The sequence below is a fragment of the Blastococcus goldschmidtiae genome (genome assembly GCF_031845325.1).
GTDB classification, from domain to species: domain Bacteria; phylum Actinomycetota; class Actinomycetes; order Mycobacteriales; family Geodermatophilaceae; genus Blastococcus; species Blastococcus goldschmidtiae.
In genome coordinates, this window is sequence record NZ_JAVREI010000008.1 from 47,929 (window position 1) to 64,477 (window position 16,549).

Below are 16,549 nucleotides of genomic sequence, written 5' to 3' on the forward strand. Positions count from 1 at the left end.
CCGGCGGGAGGACTTCTGGTCCAGACCGGGCTCCCGGAGCAGCGGTCTGGTCGTGCGACGACGGTCCGCCTACGGGCGGATCCACCACGAACGGGGCGTCGTCACGCCCGGACCCTAACGGCTCCGCGAGGGCTCAGCCGGCCAGTCGGTCCACGGCCCGGTCCAGCCGGCCCGTGACCGGACGCGCGCCGGACGCCGCGACCAGCCCGCTCACCGGCAGGTCGACGTAGATGGTCTCCGCCCGCGCGACCTCGTAGGTCTCGTGCCAGACGCCGACCGCGCCGGGGACCCTCCGGGTGCGCCGGTTGAACGCGGTCCAGGCCGGGCGGTGCCGGGCGCCGGAGTCGGTCGCGTAGCGGTACACGTCCTCGGTCCGGCGCCAGTACTGGACGAGCAGCGGGCCGCGCGGGCCCAGCGCCATGCGGTAGCCCAGGAAGCCGGACTCCGGGTCCCGCGAGAGCTCGGCCAGCATCGGACCCATGGCGGCGAGGGCCGGCAGCCAGGCATCCGGTCGCCACCACCGGTTGATGCGCATGCCGATCAGGAAGACCGTCAGGTCTCCCTCGTGCGTGTGGGTCCAGCGACCCCTGACGATCCGCGCCATGCCGTCCTCCTGGTTGGATAGTGTGAGTACCCAACACTAGGCAGTGGCACTATCCAATGTCGAGGGGGATCCGTGCAGATCTCGAAACTGGCCCGCCGGTCCGGCGTCCCGGTGGCGACCGTGAAGTTCTACCTGCGGGAGGGCCTGCTCCCCCCGGGCGAGCTGACCGGGGCCACGCGCGCCCGCTACGGCGAACAGCACGTCGAGCGGCTGGGTCTCATCCGTGCCCTGCTCGGCCCCGGTGGCCTCTCGGTCGCCACGGCCCGCACCGTCCTGGAGGCCGTGGACGCCCCCGCGACGTCGATGCACCAGGTCCTGGGCACGGCCCACTGCACACTGCCCGCGGTGGGCCCCGACGTCCCCCACGACCTCGGCCAGGCTCGCGAACTCCTGCGCCGCCACGGGTGGCGGGTGGACGACGACTCCCCCGCACTGCACGCGCTGGCCGCGGCGCTCGAGGCGCTGCGCGCGGCCGGGGCCCCTCCGTCCGACGAGCTGCTGGACCGCTACGCGGAGGCCGCCGGCCGGCTCGGCGAGCAGGACGTGGCCGACGTCCCGACCGGCTCCCTCGCCGAGGCCGTGCGCTTCGTGGTGGTCAACACCGTGCTGCTCGAGCCGGTCCTGCTGACCCTCCGCCGGCTGGCCCACGAGGACGCCTCCCGCCGCCGCTTCCCGACGGGCGGCGACGCGGCCGCGGCTGGCTGAACGTCAGGGGCGGCCCGCTCGTCCACGGCGACCGGCTCAGCGCGGGGTCCGGCGCCGCGTGCCGACCAGCGTCACGCCGACCCAGAAGCCGAGCGTCTGGCCGAGCAACCAGGTCGGTGCGCCGGCCGCCGCTGCGCTCCCCGACCCGGCACCGTCCACGGCCGCACGCGCCGCCACGACCGCGCCCGCGACGACGACGACGCCCCAGCCGAGGGCGACGAGGAACCAGCGGTCCAGGTGGTCCCACCGCCGCACGAGCAACCATGCCGCCGTCGGCACCCAGGCGACCGCCGCCAGCACGGTGCCCAGCCAGAACCCCTCCATGCGATCAGCCGGCCAGCACGTGCACGCCGGCGCCGGTCGCCCCGGCCAGAGCGATCACCACGATGAACGGCGCCCGCAGCGCCAGGGCGAGCGCGGCCACGGCCAGGCCCGCCAGCCGGCCGTCGACCACGATGCGGTCGTCGGTGGTCACGGCCTGGACGGCGACGAGCGCGGCCAGCAGCGCGGCGGGCACGAAGTCGACGACGCGGGCCACCCACGGCTGCTCCACCCAGGCAGCCGGCACCGAGAGCCCGGCCAGCTTGAGCAGGTAGCAGCCGACCGAGGCGACGACGACCGCCACCCACAGCGTGTTGCCGCTCATGCCGCTCGCTCCGCGGTGCGCGGCCGGCCGGCCAGGGCGACGGCGACGACCGCGGCGATGACCTGCACCCCCACCGGCACGAACGGCGTCAGCGCCAGCGCCACCACCGCTCCCCCGAGAGCGACCCGTCGCTGTGCCGCGGGCTCGGCCGAACCCCGCGCCGTCAGCCGCGGCCACAGCAGGGCGAGGAAGGCGGCCGGGACGACCGCGTTCAGCGCCGCCGCGGCAGGGCCGCCGAGGCCGGAGGCACCGAGCGCGCCGACCAGCGTCATCGCGTTCCAGCCGAGGTAGATCGTCGCGCCGGTGGCCCAGAACGCCAGCCGGCCGAGCTCGCGGTCGGGGGCGGCCACGGCCATCGCCGTCGTCTCGTCGATGACCCAGTGCGCCGCACCCGCCCGGCCGAGCGCGCTCCGGGGAGCCAGGAGCGGTGCCAGCCGCACGCCGTAGACGGTGTTGCGGGTGCCCAGCAGCAGAGCGCTGCCGATGGCGGCCGGCGCGCTCCCGCCGGCACCGAGGACGCCGACCAGCGCGAACTGCGACGCCCCGGAGAACATGAGCGCCGACAGGGTCATGGCCTGCCAGACGTCGAGCCCGGCGGCGTCGGCGGCCGCGCCGAACGCGATCCCGTAGAAGCCGACGGCAGCCCCCAGCCCGACGGCGTCGCGGAGCGTGCTGGACCGGCCGGGCGAGGACACGTCCGCAGAGGTTATGCGCCCCCGCCGACGGAGCCGTTCCCGCCGCGCGACCGCCGCCGGCGCACCGTGCGGTCGAGGATGCCCAGCGTCCCCTTGAGCGCGCTCTCCGGGACGATCGGGAAGATGAGGAAGGGCCGGTAGTCCTCGCGCAGGTCCGACCAGTCGCAGTACGAGGTGACGCGGGTGCCGCCGTCGACCGGCTCCAGCCGGTAGCCGTAGACGTGCCGCAGCGGCGGGCGGATGGTGCCCTCGATGGTCCAGGCGATCTCGCGGTCGGGCTCGAAGGCGGTGATCACGACCTCGACGTCGTACCTCCCCATCGGCAGGTCGCCGAGCGCCTCCCGGTCCATGTGCACGAGGAACCGGTCGCCGACGGCGGAGACGGGCTCTCCCTCGGCGTCCATGAGCATCCCCGAGGCGTCGATGTCGACGTGCCCCTGCGGATCGCACAGCACGGCGAAGACCTCCGCCGGGGAGGCCGGGACGAGGCGGGTCGCCTCGATCCGCTCGGCGGCGGGTTCGGTGGGGGCGGGCGCCTCGTCCGGGATGGTCACGGGCCCGAGCATGGCACCGACCTGAGCAGCAGATCACCCCCACGCGCGGGCGGACGGCAGGACGGGCCGCCGTACAGTGGCTGACGACCCGTGTGCGCACGAAGCGCCGAGGCCCGGAGGCCGGACGGGTCCCCCGTCGAAGGAGACAGACGCACCGATGTCCGACACCCTGACCGGCACGCCGGCGCTCGACGCCATCACCGCCGCTCTGGCCACCGTCCAGGATCCCGAGATCAACCGCCCGCTCACCGAGCTGGGCATGGTCAAGGACGTCCAGATCGCCGCGGACGGCTCCGTGCGCGTCGAGGTCTACCTGACCGTCGCCGGCTGCCCGATGCGCGAGACGATCACCAACCGGGTGACCCAGGCAGTCGGCGCCGTCGCCGGCGTCACCGGCGTGTCCGTGGTGCTGGACGTGATGAGCGACGAGCAGCGCGCCGAGCTGCGCAAGACCGTCCGCGGCAGCGACACCCCCGAACCGGTCATCCCCTTCGCTCAGCCCGGCTCGCTGACCCGCGTCTACGCGGTGGCCTCGGGCAAGGGCGGCGTCGGCAAGTCCTCGGTCACGGTGAACCTCGCCGCGGCGCTGGCCAAGCGCGGCCTGGCCGTCGGCGTCGTGGACGCCGACATCTACGGCCACTCGGTGCCGCGGATGCTGGGCACCGAGGAGAAGCCGACCCAGGTCGACAGCATGATCATGCCGCCGCAGGCCCTGGGGGTGAAGCTCATCTCGATCGGCATGTTCACCCCGGGCAACACCCCGGTCGTGTGGCGCGGGCCGATGCTGCACCGCGCGCTGCAGCAGTTCCTGGCCGACGTGTGGTGGGGCGACCTCGACGTCCTCCTGCTGGACCTGCCCCCGGGCACCGGTGACGTGGCGATCTCGATCGCGCAGCTGCTGCCGAACGCCGAGATCCTCATCGTCACCACGCCGCAGCTCGCCGCCGCCGAGGTGGCCGAGCGGGCCGGCGCCATTGCGACGCAGACCCATCAGCAGGTCGTCGGCGTCATCGAGAACATGTCCTGGCTGGACCTGCCCGATGGCTCGCGCATGGAGATCTTCGGCTCCGGCGGTGGCGAGGCGGTCTCCGACGCGCTGACCAAGACCCTCGGCGCCCGGGTGCCGGTGCTCGGCCAGATCCCGCTGGACACCCGGCTGCGCGAGGCCGGCGACGCCGGTGCACCGATCGTGCTGGCCGACCCCGACTCCCCGGCCGCCCAGGCGCTCATCAAGATCGCCGACGGGCTGGCCAGCCGTCAGCGCGGCCTCTCCGGCATGTCGCTGGGGCTCACCCCCGTCAAGCGGTAACACCGTCGTCCTCCGGACGACACCGCGACCACGTGCCGTCCCCTGCGCCGCTGAGCGGCTACGTCGTGCCTGCGCGGAACCCTCCGGGCTCCACTCGGCACGACAGTGCTGCCCCTGCCCTACCTTCATCCGCGTGACCGACGAGCTGATCTCCGAGAGCATCACCATCGACGCCCCGCCGGAGACCGTCTTCGCGATCCTCGCCGACCCCCGCCAGCACTCGCGGATCGACGGGTCGGGCTCGGTCGGCTCGGTGATCAGCGCGCCCGAGCGGCTCACCGGAACCGGCCAGACGTTCACCGTCCGGATGAAGCTCTTCGGCGTCCCCTACGTGATCCGCAACCGGGTGGTCGAGTTCGAGCCCGGGCGGCGGATCGCCTGGCGGCACTTCACGGCCAACCGCTGGCGCTACGAGCTGGCGCCCACCGCCGACGGCGGCACGATGGTCACCGAGACCTTCGACGCCTCGCGTGCGGACGGCGTCACCGACGCCGTCGTCCGCTGGGCCAAGTTCCCCGAGCGCAACCGCGAGGGCATCGTCGCCACCCTGCAGCGACTCAAGCAGGCCGCCGAACAGGATCGGGCGTCAGCCGGGTCGTGACGAGTGGGGGCCGGAGGCTCCCGCGAGGAAGGGCGGAGTCGCTCCGCTCCCGCCGGGACGGCACGTGGTCACGGTGTCGTCCGGAGGACGACAGATCACGTCGCGTCGGGGTCGAACGGGGGCGGCACCGCGCGGTCCCGCGGGCGGGCGGCCACCGGTGCGGCCGCCGAGGCGGCCGTGCTCCCGCTGCGCCCGGGGACCGGCTCGTCGTCCTCGAAGAGCTGGCTGCGGATGAACGTCCTCGGGTGGTACTTGCGCAGGTCGAGGTCGCGCAGCTCGGGCAGGTCGTCGCCGAGGCTCTCGTTGACCTGGGTGCGGACGCCGGTGAGGGCCGCCCGCACCTTCTTCAGCCCGGTTGCCGCGTCCTTGGCCAGGTGCGGCAGCCGCTCGGGCCCGAAGATGAACAGCGCGGCGAGCCCCAGGACGATGATTTCGCCCCAGCCGATCGAGTCGAACACCGCCGCTCTCCGTTCCTCCGGCCCGCTGTGCGAGCCCGTTCCAGCCTAGGCGGCAGCCCTCACGCGGCGTCGAGCGTCGCCCGCAGCTCCCGCGAGCTGCCACCGCGCACGATCTCGACGGTGACCTCCTCGCCCGGGGCGTGGCGGTCGACGGCCACGACGAGCTCCTCGGAGCTGCCGACCCGTTCGCCGTCGACCGCGATGATCACGTCCCGCTCCCGGATGCCGGCCTCGTCGGCGGCGCTGCCCGGCTCGACGTTCAGCACCAGGGCGCCGTCACGCGTGCCGTCGGTCACCGAGCGGGCGTTCACCCCCAGCGAGGAGTGCACGGCGCTGCCGGTGGAGATGAGCTGCTCGGCCACGTCGCGCACGGTGTCGATCGGGATGGCGAAGCCCAGCCCGATCGACCCGCCGGTCGTGCCCGCGCCCCCGAGCGAGGCGATGGCGGTGTTGATGCCGACCAGCGCGCCACTGGCGTCGACGAGCGCGCCACCGGAGTTCCCCGGGTTGATCGGGGCGTCGGTCTGCACCGCGCTGATGACGGCGTTGGTGTCGCTGCCCTCGCCGGCCAGGCGCACCGGCCGGTCCAGGGCGCTGACGATGCCGCTGGTGACCGTGCCGGCCAGGCCCAGCGGCGAGCCGACGGCCACCACGGGGTCGCCGACGACGACGCTGTCCGACGTGCCCAGCGAGGCCGTGACCAGGCCGGGCTTCTCCACCTTGATGACGGCGAGGTCGCTGGCGGGGTCGCGGCCGACGATGCGGGCGGCCGAGCCGCTGCCGTCGGAGAACACCGCCCGGATCTCGGCGCCCTCGACGTCGTCGGCCCCGGAGACGACGTGGTTGTTGGTGACGATGTAGCCCTCGTCGCCGTCGATCACCACGCCGGAGCCGGTCGCGCCGGCCTCCCCGACGCGTACCTCGATCGATACCACCGCGGGGATGACCTCCTCGGCGATGGCCGAGATCGAGCCGGGCTCGCGGGTGATGCCCGGATCGACCTGCGACAGCGTCGTGCCGGGCGAGAGCAGGGGGGACTCGGGGGTGCTGCGGGTAAGGAACCAGCCCACGCCACCGCCGACGGCCCCGACGAGCAGGACGGCGAGCAGGGCCAGGGCCGAGAGCCGGACGGAGACGTCCCGGAGCCGCAGCCGCTTCCGTCCCTTGTCGTCGACGACGACCGGGCCGGTCTGCTCCGCGGGCACCTCCGGGTAGACCGCCGGAGCACCGAGCCCGGCGGGTGCGTACGGATCGCGCCAGGGGTCGCTGCGCGCGTCGGCCTTCCACCACGGGCCCGTGGCGGTGCGCCGGCGCCCGGGGCGGCCGGACGGCGGCTCCTGCAGGCCACGGTGCCCCGGAGCGGGGGGCCCGAACGCGCGGAGCACCGCCTCCGGTGGGGGCGGCGGGACGGGACGGGCGGGCGGCCGGGGGCGGTCGCCGGAGAAGCTCCCGGGCACGCTGGCCGGACGGCCGAAGGCGGCCTGCTGGCCGGCGGGGGGCTCCGGGGCGACTACCCGTCGCGGCTCGAGGCGGTCGGGCACCTCGCCGAAGGGCCCGTCCTGCCCGGACGGCCGGGCGAACGCCGGGTCGCCCTCCGGGGCCGGGGTGCCGCGGTCGTCGGGGCTGCTCAGGGGGTGCCGCCCAGCGGATCGAGCGGAGACGTCGTCCCGACGTCCAGGGTGCGCACGACCGGCGGGACCACCTCGGTGTGCTCGCGCACGGTGGAGTCGGCCACGGTTCCGGGGGCCGGCGGGACGTCGGCGGGAAGGTTCAGCGCGAGGGCGGTGACGCCCGCGCCGAGGCCGGCGAGCGTGCCGACCAGCCCGCGGCGCAGCCAGCGGGCGTGGTGGGGGCGGTGCGGGCGGTCCTGCGGCGAGAGGTCGACCTCCCAGGTGCTCGCGCCGTCCTGCACGGTGAGGCGGGAGGGATCCGACCCCAGCGAGAGCGGGCCGCCGCCGGCGCCCGGCACGTCCGCGGTGAAGGGGATGGCGCACAGCCGCGACATGAGGTCGCCGGGCACCGCCACCTCCTGGGAGCCGTGCAGGGCGTCCTTCGCCTCCCGTTGGGCCTGCACCGCCATGCGGCACTGCAGGCAGCCGGTCAGGTGGCGGGCGGCCCGTGCGGCGGGACCGGCGGTCAGCTCGCCGTCGACGAGCGCCGCGATCGCCTCCTGGGCCAGGTGGCTCTCCGGGATGCTCACGCGCTGCCCCCTCCCAGGTACGCGTCGTCCTCGGCGGGCACCCGGCCCGGGGCCAGGTGCGCCAGGGCCTGTCGCAGCTGCACCCGGCCGCGGTGGATGCGGCTGCGCACGGTGCCGAGCTTGATGCCGAGCGTGGCCGCGATCTCCTCGTACGTCAGCCCCTCGATGTCGCAGAGGACGACGGCGACGCGGAACTCCGGGGAGAGCGCGTCGAGGGCCGCCTGGATCTGCGGGTCCAGGTGCGTGTCGGCGTAGACCTGCTCGGGGCTGGGCGCGCGGCCGGGCAGTCGCTCGGTGTCCTCGGGGAGGGCGTCGAAGCGGATCCGCTGCCGACGTCGGACCATGTCGAGGAACAGGTTGGTCGTGATGCGGTGCAGCCAGCCCTCGAAGGTGCCGGGTGAGAAGTCGGCGAGGGAGCGGAAGACCCGGACGAACGTCTCCTGGGTGAGGTCCTCGGCGTCCTGAGGGTTGCCCGAGAGCCGGTAGGCCAGCCGGTACACACGGGCCGAGTGCTCGCGCACGACCTGCTCCCAGGTGGGCGCCACCCAGCCCTCGGCCTCGGGTCGCACGGGCTCGGACACGGCACCAGTATCGCCGACGCGCGCCGGCACGACCGGATCGGCGTCGGAGGGTCGCTCGGACAGGGGTCGCTGGAGGCGCACATACCGTCCAACGGGTGGTCGCGCGGGCGGTGTTCCCGCAGCACCCCCTTCCCAGTCAACTCACAGCTCGGTCACGTCCCGGGCGTCCGCACGGCGTTCCGGAGCCGGTGACCACTACCCTCGGCCGGTGATGAGCGCCCACCCACCGCCGCCGGGGAGCGGCCCGGAGGGCGCCGCCTACGCCGATCGCTTCGCCGCCGAGTCCGACGGGATGGCCGCCGCGCGGGAGCGCGCCGCACGGCTGCCGGGGCCCCCACCCGTCGAGCCCGCGGTGGGCGCCACCCTCGCCGTCCTCGCCGCGAGCGTGGGCGCGCGGTCGGTCGTCTCCATCGGCAGCGGTGGCGGGCTCTCCGGTCTGTGGCTGCTGCGCGGGATGCGTCGGGACGGGGTGCTGACCGCGCTGGACGGCGATCCCGAGCAGCTGCGCGCGGCCCGCGCCGCGTTCGCCGGTGCCGGGGTGCCCTCGGGCCGGACCCGGCTGATCTTCGGGACGCCCGCCGAGGTGCTGCCCCGCTTCTCCCCCGGCGCCTACGACATGGTCGTGTGCACCGGCCCTCCGCGGGACTACGCCGACCAGCTGGGCGGGCTGCTGGACCTGGTACGCGTCGGCGGCACGCTGGCCTGCCACGGCCTGCTGGCCGGTGGGCGGATCGCGGACCGCACCGCGCGCGACCCGCAGACGGTCGCCTGGCGGGAGATCACCCGCGCCGTGCGGGAGAACGAGGACCTGACGTCCGCCGTCCTCCCCATCGGCGAGGGCCTGCTCGTCGCCACCCGGCGCTGAGCCACCGGCGCGACGGCGCGACCGGTCAGCGGAACGGCGCCTCCGCCACCGGCTCCCACGGGCCGCCCAGGTAGCGCCACAGGCCGAGGCCGCGGGCGTGCACCGTCCACGGCACGAACCCCGCGAGCAGCCGCTCGTGCAGCGCGCGGGCGACGGCGGGCTGCACCTTGTTCTGCACGGTCACGTGCGGCGCGTGCCGCTGCCGGTCCTGCGGGGTGAGCCACGGCTGCCACGCCGCGGCCAGCCCGCCCCGGACCGCGGCCACCTCGGCCGACCGCAGCGAGTACGCGACCCCGCGGCCGAGGAACCGCACCCCGGTGACGTCGACGTCGAAGGCGGGGCGCTCGGCGGCCGCGGCGAGATCGGCGCGGACGGCGTCCAGGTGCTCCCCCGGCACCGCGTGGAACAGCGTCACGTGCGCGGCCAGGTGGTTGCGCTCGGCCGGGAAGTGCTGTGCCCGCAGCCGGTCGAACCGCTGCTGCGCCGCGTCGTCCAGCAGCAGCGTGACGACCAGCGGCTCAGAGGGCGGCCCGGGCACCCTTGCCCAGCACGGTCACGCCGCCGGCACTGACGTGGTAGCGCTCGCGGTCGAGGTCGGGGTCCACGCCGATGCGCGCACCGGGTGGCACGACGACGTTCTTGTCCAGGATCGCCCGGCGCACGACCGCGCCCTCGCCGATAGAGACGCCGTCCATGACGACGCTGCCCTCCACGCGCGCACCGCGCTCGACCCGCACCCCGGGCGAGATGACGGAGCCGTGCACCGCGCCGCCGCCGATGATGGCGCCGGCGCTGACCATCGACTCCTCGGCCCGGCCGCCCAGGACGAACTTCGCCGGCGGCAGCTGCGGCGGCAGCGTGTAGATCGGCCAGCGGTCGTTGTAGAGGTTGAAGACGGGCGTGACCGAGACCAGGTCCATGTGCGAGTCGTAGTAGGAGTCGATGGTCCCGACGTCGCGCCAGTAGCCGTGGTCGCGCTCGGTGGCGCCGGGCACGACGTTGGTGGAGAAGTCGTAGACCCACGCCTCCCCCCTCGCGGCGAGCATCGGCATGATCGAGCCGCCCATGTCGTGCACGGAGTCCTCGTCGGCGGCGTCGGTGCGCAGCGCCTCGAGCAGCGCGTCGGTGGTGAAGACGTAGTTGCCCATGGAGGCGAAGCTCTCCTCCGGCGAGTCCGGCAGGCCGGGCGGGTCGGCCGGTTTCTCCAGGAACCCCTGGACCTTGCCGTCGGCCGCGGCGTCGATCACGCCGAACTCGGTGGCCTCGCGACGGGGGACGCGCAGCCCCGCGATGGTGACGCCGGCACCGGTCTGCAGGTGCTGGTCGATCATCTGCCGCGGGTCCATGCGGTAGACGTGGTCGGCTCCGAAGACGACGACGATGTCCGGGCGCTCGTCGTAGATCAGGTTGAGGCTCTGGTAGATGGCGTCGGCGCTGCCGGTGTACCACCTGGGCCCGAGCCGCTGCTGCGCCGGCATGGGTGCGACGTAGCCGCCGAGCAGCTGCGACATCCGCCACGTCGTGGTGATGTGCCGGTCGAGGCTGTGGCTCTTGTACTGGGTCAGGACGGCGATCTGCCGGATGTCCCCGTTGACCAGGTTGGAGAGCACGAAGTCGATGAGGCGGTAGTTGCCGCCGAAGGGCACCGCCGGCTTGGCGCGGTCCTGGGTGAGCGGAGACAGCCGCTTTCCCTCACCGCCCGCCAGCACGATGCCGAGAACCCGAGGACCGCCACGCATGCTCGCAACGTAACCGCTGGCCGCCGCGGACACGCCATCGAAGGCTCCCAGGCCACCCTTCAGGGGCCCACGGCGAGCGTGCGAGGCGTGGGGGGAAGGGTGGTCCTTCTGCCTTCGGGGCCAGTGCCGGCCCGGTGCGGCGAGGGGACGGCGCCCGTGCAGGACCCCGCGGCGAGCCTGCGAGCGGTGAGAGGCAGGGCGTCCTCCTAGGGTGAGCCGCGTGCGCATCGGCATCGTGACCCGTGAGTGGCCGCCGGACGTCTACGGCGGTGCCGGCGTCCACGTCGAGCACCTGGTCGCCGCGTTGCGCGCGCTGCCGGCCGGGTCCGGCGGGGTGGTGGCAGTCGACGTGCACTGCTTCGGCGCGGACCGGGACGACGCCACCGGGTACGCGGTGCCCGACGGGCTGCGCGCGGCCAACGGCGCGCTGCAGGCGCTGGGCGTGGACGTCCAGATCGCCGCAGCCCTGGGCGACGCCGACCTGGTGCACAGCCACACCTGGTACGCCAACGGCGCGGGGATGCTGGCCTCCCTCGTGCACGGCGCCCCGCACGTGGTCACGGCGCACTCGCTGGAGCCGCGGCGCCCGTGGAAGGCCGAGCAGCTCGGCGGCGGCTACCGGCTGTCGTCGTGGGTCGAGCGCACCGCCTACCTCGCCGCCGACGCGGTGATCGCCGTGAGCCGTGGCATGCGCACCGACGTGCTCGACGCCTACCCCGACCTGGACCCCGCACGGGTCCACGTCGTCGGCAACGGCGTCGACGCCGAGGCCTACCGCCCCGTCGACGCGCCGGACACCGTCCGGGCCCTCGGCGTCGACCCGGACCGCCCCTATGCGCTGTTCGTCGGCCGGATCACCCGGCAGAAGGGTCTGCCGCACCTGCTGGCCGCGGCCGAGCAGCTGCCCGCAGACGTCGGGCTGGTGCTCTGCGCCGGCGCCGCCGACACCCGGGCCGAGCGCCAGCAGGTGGCCGACGCCGTCGCCGCGCTGCAGGCCCGCCGCGAGGGCGTGGTGTGGATCGAGGCGATGGTCCCGCGCGAGCAGCTCGTCCCCCTCATCAGCCGCGCCACCGTGTTCGTCGTCCCGTCGGTGTACGAGCCGCTGGGCATCGTGAACCTGGAGGCGGCGGCCTGCGGCACCGCCGTCGTCGCCAGTGCCGTGGGCGGCATCCCGGAGGTGGTCGACGACGGGCGGACCGGGCTGCTGGTGCCCTACGACCCGGACGACGCCGACGCGTTCGCGAGCGGTCTGGCAGCGCGGATGACCGAGCTGCTCGGCGATCCGGAGCGGGCCGCGCGGATGGGCGCGGCCGGCCGGGAGCGGGTGCTCGCCGAGTTCGGCTGGCCGGCGATCGCCCGGCAGACCGCCGACGTCTACTCGGCCGTTCTCTCGGCGCGCCCGTAGCGGCCGCGCTGGTACCGTTTCCGCGCCGGCCCGTGCGCCGGTGACGCAGCAGCAGCGAAGTCCGGTGGAGATCCGGCGCTGTCCCGCAACTGTGAGAGGCCACTGGGTGGCCCGAGCCAGATCGCCTGCTCTGCGCCATGCAACCGACCCTCGCGGCAGGGGTCGCGCATCGGGCGTCGGGTCAGCTCGGGGCCGACGCTCGCCGCCTCCGCTGGAGGCACTTCTCTTGTCCGGTTCCCTTCCCCGCGCGGCGCGGTCGACGTCGCGCGACCGCCGGCGGCGGCCCTCCCCCGCCGCGCTGCTGGCCCTGCTCACCGCCCTCCTGCTCGCCCTCACCGCCTGCGGCGACTCGTCGTCCGACGGCGACGACGACAGCGCGGCACCGTCCTCGTCCGAGGCAGCGGACTTCCCGGTGACGGTGACCGCCGCCAACGGCGAGGTGACGCTCGACGAGCGGCCCGAGGCCATCGTCTCCATGTCGCCGACCGCCACCGAGATGCTGTTCGCCATCGGCGCCGGCGACCAGGTCGAGGCCGTGGACGACAACTCCAACTTCCCGGAACAGGCGCCGACCACGGACCTGTCGTCGTTCACGCCGAACGCCGAGGCGATCGCCGGCTACTCGCCGGACCTGGTGGTGCTCAGCAACGACACCAACGGCATCGTGGACGCCCTCGAGACCCTCGACGTGCCGGTGCTGCTGCTCGAGGCGGCCGAGGACCTGGACGACACCTACGCGCAGATGGAGCTGCTCGGCGAGGTGACCGGCCACGTCGAGGAGGCCGCCGACGCCGTGGCCGACGTGCAGGACCGCATCGAGGCCGCCGTCGCCTCGGTCCCCGCCGACGTGGAGGGCCAGCGGGTCTACCACGAGCTCGACCCGACCCTCTACTCCGCGGACAGCTCCACCTTCATCGGCAGCATCTACTCGATGCTCGGGCTGGAGAACGTCGCCGACGGCGCCCCCGAGCCCAGCGGCGGCTACCCGCAGCTCTCCGCCGAGTACCTCGTCGAGCAGGCGCCGGACGTCATCGTGCTGGCCGACACCAAGTGCTGCGGCGAGAGCGCCCAGACGATCGCCCAGCGGCCCGCCTTCGGCACGGTCCCGGCCGTGGTCGAGGGGCGCATCATCGAGGCCGACGACGACGTCGCGTCCCGCTGGGGTCCGCGGGTCGCGGACTTCGCCGAGACCGTCGCCGAGGCCCTGCAGGGCTGAGACCCGCCGCCCCCATGAGCGCCGTCACGTCCCGCACCCGGTCCGGCCGCACCCCGGCCGGGCCGGGCGCGGTGCGTCCCCGGCGGTCGGTCGCCCTGGTGTCCGGGGTGGCCGCACTGGCGCTGGTGGCCGCCGTGCTCGCCGCCACCTGGGTGGGCGCGGTGCCGCTGCCCCCCGGCGGCGTCGTCGCGACCCTGCTCGACCGCGCGCTCGCCCCGCTGGGCGTCGACGTGCCCGGCGGGCTGGAGGGCACCCAGGCCGCGGTGCTGCTCCAGTTGCGGCTGCCGCGGGTGGTGCTGGCCGTCCTCGTCGGGGCGGCGCTGGCCATCGCCGGGGCCGGGTACCAGGGCGTCTTCCGCAACCCGCTCGCCGACCCCTACCTCCTCGGCGCGGCGGCCGGCGCCGGGCTGGGCGCGACGCTGACCATCGCCTACTCCCCCGTGCAGTCGCTCGGGCCGGTGGGCATCGTCCCGCTCGCCGCGTTCGCCGGGGCGCTGTTCGGCGTCGGCTGCGCCCTGGCCCTCGGCACCGTCGCGGGCGGCTCGCACAGCCCCACGCTGCTGCTGGCCGGCATCGCGGTCGCCGCGTTCCTGTCCGCGGCGCAGACCCTGGTGCAGCAGCAGAACACCGACGACCTGCGCGAGATCTACGGCTGGATGATCGGGCAGCTCGGCAGCTCCTCGTGGTCCGACGTCGCGCTGGTCCTCCCCTACCTGGGCGTCTCCTGCGCGGTCCTGCTCTGCTGCGGCCGCGCGCTGGACGTGCTGTCCGTCGGCGACGACGAGGCCAGCTCGCTGGGCGTGCACCCCGGCCGGCTGCGGCTCCTGGTCATCCTGGCCGCCTCCCTCGCCACCGCCTCCGCCGTCGCCGTCAGCGGCCTCATCGGCTTCGTCGGGCTGGTCGTCCCGCACATCGTGCGCCGGCTGGCCGGTGGCTCCTACACCCGCGTCCTGCCGCTGTCCCTGCTGGTGGGCGGGGCGTTCCTCGTGCTCGCCGACCTGATCGCGCGGGTGCTCCTGGCGCCGGCCGAGCTGCCCATCGGCGTGGTCACCGCGTTCGTCGGCGCCCCCTTCTTCGCCGCCCTCCTGTGGGCCGGGGCGCGACGGCGATGAGCGGCTCCCTCCCCCCTCCCGGCGCCCGGGTCGAGGTCGTCGGCCTGAGCGCCGCCTACGGCCGCACCCGGGTGCTGGACTCCGTGCGCTTCACCGTCGAGCCCGGCGGATGGCTGGCCGTCATCGGCCCCAACGGCTCGGGCAAGTCGACGCTGCTGCGCTCGGTGCTCGGGCTGCAGCGGCACGAGGGCCAGGTGCGCATCGACGGCGTCCCGACCACCGGCATGGCCCGGCGCGAGCTCGCCCGGGTGCTGGCGTACGCCCCGCAGCTGCCGGTGCTGCCCGAGGGCATCAGCACCCGCGAGTACGTCACCCTGGGCCGCACCCCGCACCGGCCGCTGCTGGCCGCGCCACGCCGGGTCGACCGGGACGTCGTCGCCGACGTCCTGCAGCGGCTGGACCTCGAGCCGCTGGCCGACCGGCTCGTGGTCACCCTGTCCGGCGGCGAGCAGCAGCGCGCCGTCCTGGCCCGGGCCCTGGCCCAGCGGCCGCGGGTGCTGCTCCTCGACGAGCCGACGGCGGCATTGGACCTCGGCCACGCCCAGCAGGTGCTCGACCTGCTCGACCGGCTGCGGCGCCAGGACGGGCTCACGGTCGTGAGCACGCTGCACGACCTCACCCTGGCCGGCCAGTACGCCGACAGGCTCACCCTGCTCGCCGCCGGCCGGGTGGTCGCAGAGGGCACCCCCGCCGAGGTGCTGACCCCGGCGGCGCTGTCGGCGCACTACGGCGCCCGCGCACAGGTCCTCTCCGGCCCGGACGGCCTCGCCGTGGTGCCCATGCGGGAAGCTCCGCTCTGGCCGGAGCTGAACACGGCTGATGAGTGAGACGGCATCGGGCTGCCTGTCCGTCGCAGTCTCGCCCAGAAGGCGGCTTAAGGGACAGCCGTCACCATCCGCGGTTCGGTGTCAGGTCGTCGGTTGCCGCGACGGGCCAGGCTTCCAGGCCCGGAGCCTGGAGCAGGGCTTCGATGAGCTGGTTGGACCCGCCGATCACTGTGGAGTCGCAGTCGATCTCGCTGCCCAGGCACCAGGTGCGATCGGCAGGCCACAGCAGGTTGGGTGACTGCCGCTCCTCGTGCCCGTCGGGCTCCTGCACGCCGATGCTGAGCGCTGCCCGCAGGGGGCCTCGAAAGAGGAGGTAGTCGCGGCCGGGAAGGCGGAACAGCGGACCGGCCAGCAAGTCCTGCGGCAGGGCCCCGGAAGGCGCGACTGCTGGTGCCGCAAGCCCACCAAGGAGGGTCCTGCGCTGCAGGCGCATCGGGCCCGCGTTCAGCCACGACCATCCCTCCCAGACCGCGTGGTAGCAGTCCGACCCGGCAGGGGTGAAGCGGTCCAGCGCATCCAGCAGCGCGACCAGAGTCGACGTCGGGACGTTGCCTTCTGCGGGCTCGCGGCCGTGCCACGTCGCGGTGGACGACCGCGCCGTCTGCCGGAACGGCCAGCGGCCCGTCGTCCGCATCTCGTTGATGGTTGGTGCGATGGAGCTCCAGAGCATGGTGGCGTGCGGCGTCTGACCAGTCCGCTGGCACGCCTCTGTCCAGGTCACCGGATGACCTTGCTCATCCTGGGCGGGGTGTAAAACGCGGGCGTAGGCGTCGAACCCTGTCGGAACGACGTCGCACACCCGACTCCCGAAGTCGCTGATTCGAGCTGCGATCCAGTCGCCGACGGACACATCAGCGACCGGCTCAAGTCCATAGAAGCTCACTCGGCCATCGTCCCTGGAAGATCGTCGCCAATGCCCAGATGCGAACAGAATGTCACCCCCGCGGATGTCCCTTAGTGGGCCGCTCAGGGACACGGCCGGCGCGCCGCGAGGGCGGCTTTACGGACACTCGGAGAGAAGCACGCCGGAAG

20 protein-coding genes are annotated in these 16,549 nt (G+C 74.6%); 8 read left to right on the forward strand and 12 right to left on the reverse strand.

Going from position 1 to position 16,549, the window contains the following annotated elements:
* Positions 1-133: 133 nt before the first annotated feature.
* Entirely contained in the window at positions 134-604 is a 471-nt protein-coding gene (locus RM425_RS12610) for a DUF4188 domain-containing protein (RefSeq protein WP_311345562.1), read from the reverse strand.
* A 72-nt stretch (positions 605-676) separates the two neighbouring features.
* Between RM425_RS12610 and RM425_RS12615 the strand changes: the two genes are divergently transcribed.
* Positions 677-1,309 (forward strand): MerR family transcriptional regulator, encoded by a 633-nt coding sequence (locus RM425_RS12615; protein ID WP_311345563.1) that lies wholly within the window; start codon positions 677-679, stop codon positions 1,307-1,309.
* A gap of 36 nt (positions 1,310-1,345) precedes the next feature.
* On the opposite strand, the gene RM425_RS12620 is transcribed toward RM425_RS12615, so the two are convergent.
* From RM425_RS12620 to RM425_RS12635, 4 genes are read right to left on the reverse strand one after another with little or no spacing between them, the layout of a single operon-like run.
* Positions 1,346-1,633: a hypothetical protein gene (locus RM425_RS12620; RefSeq protein WP_311345564.1), complete on the reverse strand. Its 288-nt coding sequence runs from the start codon at positions 1,631-1,633 to the stop codon at positions 1,346-1,348.
* Positions 1,634-1,637: 4 nt separating this feature from the next.
* The gene (locus tag RM425_RS12625; protein WP_311345565.1) at positions 1,638-1,955 is read right to left on the reverse strand and encodes an AzlD domain-containing protein; all 318 of its coding nucleotides are present in this window, start codon (positions 1,953-1,955) and stop codon (positions 1,638-1,640) included.
* The gene (locus RM425_RS12630) at positions 1,952-2,650 is read right to left on the reverse strand and encodes an AzlC family ABC transporter permease (RefSeq protein ID WP_311345566.1); all 699 of its coding nucleotides are present in this window, start codon (positions 2,648-2,650) and stop codon (positions 1,952-1,954) included. Before RM425_RS12630 ends, RM425_RS12625 begins: the two co-directional genes overlap by 4 nt.
* An 11-nt stretch (positions 2,651-2,661) precedes the next feature.
* Entirely contained in the window at positions 2,662-3,204 is a 543-nt protein-coding gene (locus tag RM425_RS12635; protein ID WP_311345567.1) for an SRPBCC family protein, read from the reverse strand.
* 157 nt (positions 3,205-3,361) lie between these two features.
* Here RM425_RS12635 and RM425_RS12640 point away from each other — a divergent pair, with 157 nt between their 5' ends.
* A complete protein-coding gene (locus tag RM425_RS12640) occupies positions 3,362-4,513 on the forward strand; it encodes an Mrp/NBP35 family ATP-binding protein (RefSeq protein ID WP_311345568.1) in 1,152 nt (383 codons plus the stop codon).
* A gap of 133 nt (positions 4,514-4,646) precedes the next feature.
* Positions 4,647-5,114, forward strand: coding sequence for an SRPBCC family protein (locus tag RM425_RS12645; protein ID WP_311345569.1), 468 nt, complete (start codon positions 4,647-4,649; stop codon positions 5,112-5,114).
* Between the two features lie 95 nt (positions 5,115-5,209).
* On the opposite strand, the gene RM425_RS12650 is transcribed toward RM425_RS12645, so the two are convergent.
* The 4 genes from RM425_RS12650 to sigE form a co-directional block, all read right to left on the reverse strand.
* Entirely contained in the window at positions 5,210-5,572 is a 363-nt protein-coding gene (locus tag RM425_RS12650) for a twin-arginine translocase TatA/TatE family subunit (protein WP_311345570.1), read from the reverse strand.
* A gap of 59 nt (positions 5,573-5,631) precedes the next feature.
* Positions 5,632-7,113, reverse strand: coding sequence for a S1C family serine protease (locus RM425_RS12655; RefSeq protein ID WP_311345571.1), 1,482 nt, complete (start codon positions 7,111-7,113; stop codon positions 5,632-5,634).
* Between the two features lie 86 nt (positions 7,114-7,199).
* Entirely contained in the window at positions 7,200-7,772 is a 573-nt protein-coding gene (locus RM425_RS12660) for an anti-sigma factor family protein (protein ID WP_311345572.1), read from the reverse strand.
* Entirely contained in the window at positions 7,769-8,353 is a 585-nt protein-coding gene (sigE, locus tag RM425_RS12665; RefSeq protein ID WP_311345573.1) for an RNA polymerase sigma factor SigE, read from the reverse strand. The genes RM425_RS12660 and sigE overlap by 4 nt, the downstream gene beginning before the upstream one ends.
* A gap of 211 nt (positions 8,354-8,564) precedes the next feature.
* Here sigE and RM425_RS12670 point away from each other — a divergent pair, with 211 nt between their 5' ends.
* A complete protein-coding gene (locus RM425_RS12670; RefSeq protein ID WP_311345683.1) occupies positions 8,565-9,218 on the forward strand; it encodes an O-methyltransferase in 654 nt (217 codons plus the stop codon).
* Between the two features lie 25 nt (positions 9,219-9,243).
* On the opposite strand, the gene RM425_RS12675 is transcribed toward RM425_RS12670, so the two are convergent.
* Entirely contained in the window at positions 9,244-9,756 is a 513-nt protein-coding gene (locus tag RM425_RS12675) for a 2'-5' RNA ligase family protein (RefSeq protein WP_311345574.1), read from the reverse strand.
* Positions 9,737-10,957, reverse strand: a complete 1,221-nt coding sequence (gene glgC / locus RM425_RS12680) for a glucose-1-phosphate adenylyltransferase (protein WP_311345575.1) — start codon at positions 10,955-10,957, stop codon at positions 9,737-9,739. The genes RM425_RS12675 and glgC overlap by 20 nt, the downstream gene beginning before the upstream one ends.
* 220 nt (positions 10,958-11,177) lie before the next feature.
* Between glgC and glgA the strand changes: the two genes are divergently transcribed.
* From glgA to RM425_RS12700, 4 genes are all read left to right on the forward strand, one after another.
* A complete protein-coding gene (gene glgA, locus RM425_RS12685; RefSeq protein WP_311345576.1) occupies positions 11,178-12,362 on the forward strand; it encodes a glycogen synthase in 1,185 nt (394 codons plus the stop codon).
* Between the two features lie 226 nt (positions 12,363-12,588).
* Positions 12,589-13,578, forward strand: a complete 990-nt coding sequence (locus tag RM425_RS12690; RefSeq protein WP_311345577.1) for an ABC transporter substrate-binding protein — start codon at positions 12,589-12,591, stop codon at positions 13,576-13,578.
* Between the two features lie 14 nt (positions 13,579-13,592).
* Complete coding sequence (locus RM425_RS12695; protein ID WP_311345578.1) at positions 13,593-14,690, forward strand: FecCD family ABC transporter permease; 1,098 nt, start codon at positions 13,593-13,595, stop codon at positions 14,688-14,690.
* Complete coding sequence (locus tag RM425_RS12700; protein ID WP_311345579.1) at positions 14,687-15,517, forward strand: ABC transporter ATP-binding protein; 831 nt, start codon at positions 14,687-14,689, stop codon at positions 15,515-15,517. The genes RM425_RS12695 and RM425_RS12700 overlap by 4 nt, the downstream gene beginning before the upstream one ends.
* Positions 15,518-15,578: 61 nt before the next feature.
* On the opposite strand, the gene RM425_RS12705 is transcribed toward RM425_RS12700, so the two are convergent.
* The gene (locus RM425_RS12705; protein WP_311345580.1) at positions 15,579-16,400 is read right to left on the reverse strand and encodes a hypothetical protein; all 822 of its coding nucleotides are present in this window, start codon (positions 16,398-16,400) and stop codon (positions 15,579-15,581) included.
* Positions 16,401-16,549: the final 149 nt, after the last annotated feature.

What these genes read in the sequence shown, in the direction of transcription:
- RM425_RS12670 (WP_311345683.1), top strand. Translation starts at nt 8,565, where the DNA reads ATGAGCGCCCACCCACCGCCGCCGGGGAGCGGCCCGGAGGGCGCCGCC.
- RM425_RS12610 (WP_311345562.1), bottom strand. Translation starts at nt 604, where the DNA reads ATGGCGCGGATCGTCAGGGGTCGCTGGACCCACACGCACGAGGGAGAC.
- RM425_RS12620 (WP_311345564.1), bottom strand. Translation starts at nt 1,633, where the DNA reads ATGGAGGGGTTCTGGCTGGGCACCGTGCTGGCGGCGGTCGCCTGGGTG.
- RM425_RS12695 (WP_311345578.1), top strand. Translation starts at nt 13,593, where the DNA reads ATGAGCGCCGTCACGTCCCGCACCCGGTCCGGCCGCACCCCGGCCGGG.
- RM425_RS12625 (WP_311345565.1), bottom strand. Translation starts at nt 1,955, where the DNA reads ATGAGCGGCAACACGCTGTGGGTGGCGGTCGTCGTCGCCTCGGTCGGC.
- RM425_RS12640 (WP_311345568.1), top strand. Translation starts at nt 3,362, where the DNA reads ATGTCCGACACCCTGACCGGCACGCCGGCGCTCGACGCCATCACCGCC.
- glgC (WP_311345575.1), bottom strand. Translation starts at nt 10,957, where the DNA reads ATGCGTGGCGGTCCTCGGGTTCTCGGCATCGTGCTGGCGGGCGGTGAG.
- RM425_RS12700 (WP_311345579.1), top strand. Translation starts at nt 14,687, where the DNA reads ATGAGCGGCTCCCTCCCCCCTCCCGGCGCCCGGGTCGAGGTCGTCGGC.